The organism is Limimaricola cinnabarinus LL-001 (assembly GCF_000466965.1).
GTDB classification, from domain to species: Bacteria; Pseudomonadota; Alphaproteobacteria; order Rhodobacterales; family Rhodobacteraceae; genus Limimaricola; species Limimaricola cinnabarinus.
The window spans coordinates 1-4,040 of record NZ_BATB01000124.1 but is presented as its reverse complement, the minus strand read 5'-3'; the positions used below and the strand labels follow the sequence as shown (position 1 = coordinate 4,040).

Annotated in this window: 3 protein-coding genes and 2 pseudogenes; 4 read left to right on the top strand and 1 reads right to left on the bottom strand. The window is 63.1% G+C overall.

From position 1 onward, the window contains the following. Positions 1–235 precede the first annotated feature (235 nt). A pseudogene (locus tag MBELCI_RS22155) lies at positions 236–391 on the top strand (IS110 family transposase); the annotation flags it as partial. Between the two features lie 5 nt (positions 392–396). Then, positions 397–590: pseudogene (locus tag MBELCI_RS22150) on the top strand (IS481 family transposase); the annotation flags it as partial. A gap of 124 nt (positions 591–714) precedes the next feature. Here the strand turns inward: MBELCI_RS22150 and MBELCI_RS18445 are convergent. Further along, positions 715–1,755 carry an NAD(P)-dependent alcohol dehydrogenase gene (locus MBELCI_RS18445; RefSeq protein WP_021695761.1) on the bottom strand — a complete coding sequence of 347 codons (1,041 nt, stop codon included), beginning with the start codon at positions 1,753–1,755 and terminating at the stop codon, positions 715–717. A 372-nt stretch (positions 1,756–2,127) separates the two neighbouring features. On the opposite strand from MBELCI_RS18445, the gene MBELCI_RS18440 reads away from it, so the two are divergent. Together MBELCI_RS18440 and MBELCI_RS22415 are read left to right on the top strand one after the other, a co-directional pair. After that, complete coding sequence (locus MBELCI_RS18440; RefSeq protein WP_021695760.1) at positions 2,128–3,609, top strand: sugar ABC transporter ATP-binding protein; 1,482 nt, start codon at positions 2,128–2,130, stop codon at positions 3,607–3,609. Positions 3,610–3,671: 62 nt separating this feature from the next. Next, positions 3,672–4,040: ABC transporter permease (locus MBELCI_RS22415; RefSeq protein ID WP_045320514.1), on the top strand; the 369-nt coding region annotated here is incomplete at its 3' end.

Below are 4,040 nucleotides of genomic sequence, written 5' to 3'. Positions count from 1 at the left end.
AAGCCGTTGTCCGTGGGCTTACCGGGCCGTGAGAAATCCAGCGTGACATGGTTGGCATAGGCCCACAGATCGAGGTCGCGCGAGATGAATTCGCTACCGTAGCACATTCGGAATGACGGTTTGACGGAGGTCATGGCTGGTTGCGTAGCCCTCAGTAAGCGCAGCAGGCAGCCATGGGCGGTCCTCGGGTCTCTACAGTGGTTCTGCACGAACCACACCGCAGAGGAGACCGACCATGACCGCTCAGCATCCTACACGATCCGACGCCGTCCTCGTAGGCATCGATATCGCCAAGCATCGCCACGAGGTTCTGATCGCTGCGCCCGGGAGGGCGCGACGTCGGCGTCTGACAGTTCTGAACACCCGCGCGGAGTTCGACCGGCTGGTTGCGCTGCGAAGCGCTATTACTACGACGACCACGCACAGCTCGAGCGCCACCTCGCCCTGTTCATCGACACCTATACACGGCGCGGCGATTGAAGACGCTCAAAGGGCTAACGCCGGCGCAATTCATCTGGCGAGAATGGCAGACTAACCCCCGCCTGATTCATCGAAAGCCGGGCCACTTGACCTCGGGACCATACACTTGAGGCCATTTCGGCCGATCTGTAGCCCACTGACGGGTCAACCCTCATTGCTGCGGCACTGGCGTCAGGCAGAGCGGTGGCAGGTCATCAGTCCCCGATATCCCCGTTCAGCGTCCGGTTCGGTCGATCATCTGGGCATCTCGATCTGCATCTTGACGTCAGTCTCGCGCCCTTCTGCAGCGCGTTCGAAGGCCGCGATGCTGTCCTCGAAAGGCATGCTGAGCGAGATCAGCGGCTTCAAGTCCACCTTGCCCGCCCCGATCAGCGCGATGGCGCGGTCATAGACATTGGCGTAGCGGAAGACCGTTTCGAGGCGCAATTCCTTGGCCTGCAGGCCGACGATGTCCATGGGCACCGGATCGACCGGCATGCCGACCAGCACGGCGGTCCCGCCCGGACGCACCAGTTGCGGCAGGCTCAAGACGGCCGGTGCCGCGCCCGAGCATTCGAAGACAACATCCGCACCCCAGCCTTCGGTCGCCTTGGCGATGGCATCCGCCGCGGGAATGTCGCGGATGTTGATCGTTTCGATGCCGGGATAGGCGCCGATGATGTCCAGCTTGGGCTGGGCCAGGTCGGCCACTAGGACCTTGGCGCATCCCCCGGCAAGGGCCGCCAGCGCCGTCATCATGCCGATGGGTCCCGCGCCCAGCACCATCCCCACGTCACCGGGCTGGATGCGCGCACGCAGCGCGGCCTGCATGCCAATCGCGAAGGGTTCGACCATCGCCCCTTCGGCGAAGGAGACATTGTCAGGAAGCTTGTAGGTATAGGCCGCCGGATGAACGACCTGCGGTGTAAGGCAGCCATGCACGGGGGGCGTCGCCCAGAAGGTCACCGCGGGATCAACGTTGTAGATGCCCAGCTTGGCCGCGCGCGAGGCGGGGTCGGGAATGCCCGGTTCCATGCAGACGCGATCACCCGCCTTCAGGTGACGGACTCGCGCGCCGACCTCGATCACCACGCCCGAGGCTTCGTGACCCAGAACCATCGGTTCGTTGACGACGAAGGGCCCGATCTTGCCATGGGTATAATAATGCACGTCGGACCCGCAGATGCCTACGGTGTGAACCCGGATGCGGACTTCGGTCGGCCCCATGTCCATGTCCAGCGGAATATCCCGCAGCGACAGTTCTCCCTTGCGCTCCAGAACTAGCGATCTCGGCATTTTGCCCCTCCCTTGGATGCTTGGCGGCAATCGGTCTGCCGATGGGCGCATACGACGCCAGCCGGGGCGGGCTGTAAAGACCCCCGAATATATGCGCGGGCCGGAAAAGTCATAGCGCCGCTGCTGCGATGGCGAGGCCGGGGCCGCCGCGATACCGGTCGGTGTGGCATTTCTCCAAGCACTGCTGCCGCGACGGCCGTACCGGATGCCAAGCTGGCCGGAGGGGGGGGCGCGACCGACCTGACACGGCAACTATGACAAATGACCAAAGGCGGTTGACAGATGTCGGACTAGTCTTCTAGCCTGCCATTTGTCGGGCCATGCCTGACATTTGTATTGCCTAGGGAGAGGCAGTGCGTAGGGGGAGGGATCATGGAACAACCGCTACTGGAGGCCACGGGCTTTCGAAAATCCTTCGGGGGCGTTCCCGCCCTGCGCGATGGCCGCTTCATGTTGCACCCCGGTTCGGTCCATGCGCTTTGCGGTGGCAATGGTGCCGGCAAGTCCACCTTCCTGAAGATCCTGATGGGTATTCATCGTCGTGACGCCGGCACGCTGCTGCGCGACGGCAAGCCGATGACTTTCGAAAGCCCTTCGCAGGCCCTTGCCAACGGCATCTCGATCATTGAGCAGGAGTTGAGCCCGGTTCCGGCGATGACCGTGGCCGAGAACATTTATCTGGGGCGTGAGCCGGTGGGCTTGTTAGGCCGCGTGCGCTTTGGCGAACTGAACCGCATGGCGCAGGAGCTGCTGGACGGCTTCCATTTCGGTATCCGTGCGGACAGCCTGATGATGGACCTGACCGTGGCGCAGATCCAGCTGGTCGAGATTGCCAAGGCGCTGAGCTATGATGCCGAAATCATCATCATGGACGAACCGACCTCGGCCTTGGGCGAGGCCGAGGCGGATCAGTTGTTCGCCGCCATCAAGACCCTGACGGCGCGGGGCAAGGGCGTCATTTATGTCAGCCACCGCCTGTCCGAAATCTTCTCGATCTGCGACAGCTATACTGTGTTCCGCGACGGCGCCTTCGTCGAGACCGGGGCCATGAACGATATCGACAAGGATCGCCTGATCCATCTGGTGGTGGGCCGCCCGCTGACCGAGGAGTTCGTCAAGGAGAACGAGCCGGGCGGCGAGGAAATGCTGTCCGTGCGCAATCTGAGTGCCGATCACGGCGTCCGTGACGTGAACTTCGCCGTCAGGCGCGGCGAAATTTTGGCACTTTACGGTCTGATGGGATCGGGCCGGACCGAGATATTCGATCGCCTGTTCGGCCTGTCGGGCACCGCAGGCGGTGAGATCGTGATCGAAGGAACAGCCACGCGGATCGACACGCCGCATCAGGCGATCGCTGCGGGGCTGGCCTATGTCACCGAAGACCGCAAGCATTCGGGCCTGGTCCTGACAGGGGATGTCCGCGACAACCTGTGCCTTGCGACGCTGGACCGCGTGTCCAGCGGCCAGTTGATGCGCGTGGGCGCTGAACGCGACGCGGCGCAGCGCATGATCGAGACGCTGAACATCAAGACTGCCTCGGACAAGCTGTCGGTATCCAGCCTGTCGGGGGGCAACCAGCAGAAGGTCGTTCTGGGCAAGTGGTTTTTGACTGAACCGCGCATCCTGTTGCTGGACGAGCCGACGCGTGGTGTCGATGTGGGCGCCAAGCGAGAGATTTATCGCGTCATGTCAGAATTCACGCGGGCCGGAGGCGCAGTCATCATGATCTCGTCCGAGACGGACGAAGTTCTAGGCATGGCTGACCGCGCCGTCGTGATGCGCGACGGTCGCGTGGCCGGGGAATTGCAGCGGGCGGAATTGTCCGCAGAGAGATTGTTGCATCTGGCAGCCTGAGAGCGCGGCGCGCCCCATGCGGGCGGCTGCGCGACGCATGATGCATGAAAGGGAGGATCAAGTTGGAAAAGCAGATCGAAGCCGCCACGCCGGCCGGGGCAGGAACCGAGCAGCCGCGCACGATCACGTCGCGCATCGGCCCGTTGGCACAGCGATACGGCATCCTGATCGCGCTGATCCTGCTGTGCGTCGTTCTGGCGGTGGTGAACGACAATTTTCTCAGCCAGCGCAACATCATCAATGTGCTGCGCCAGACCTCGATCAACGGTATCCTGGCGATCGGCATGACCTTCGTCATCCTGACGCGTGGGATCGACCTGTCGGTCGGGTCGGTCGTGGCGCTGGTGGGGGTCGTCTCGGCCAGTTTCGCCACGACCAGCACGGCGGGGGTGGCCGGATCACCTTACATGCCGCTGATCGCGGTGATGGTG

Bases quoted from the DNA above. Each gene is read 5' to 3' on its own strand.
- MBELCI_RS18445 (WP_021695761.1), bottom strand. From the start codon at position 1,755: ATGCCGAGATCGCTAGTTCTGGAGCGCAAGGGAGAACTGTCGCTGCGG.
- MBELCI_RS18440 (WP_021695760.1), top strand. From the start codon at position 2,128: ATGGAACAACCGCTACTGGAGGCCACGGGCTTTCGAAAATCCTTCGGG.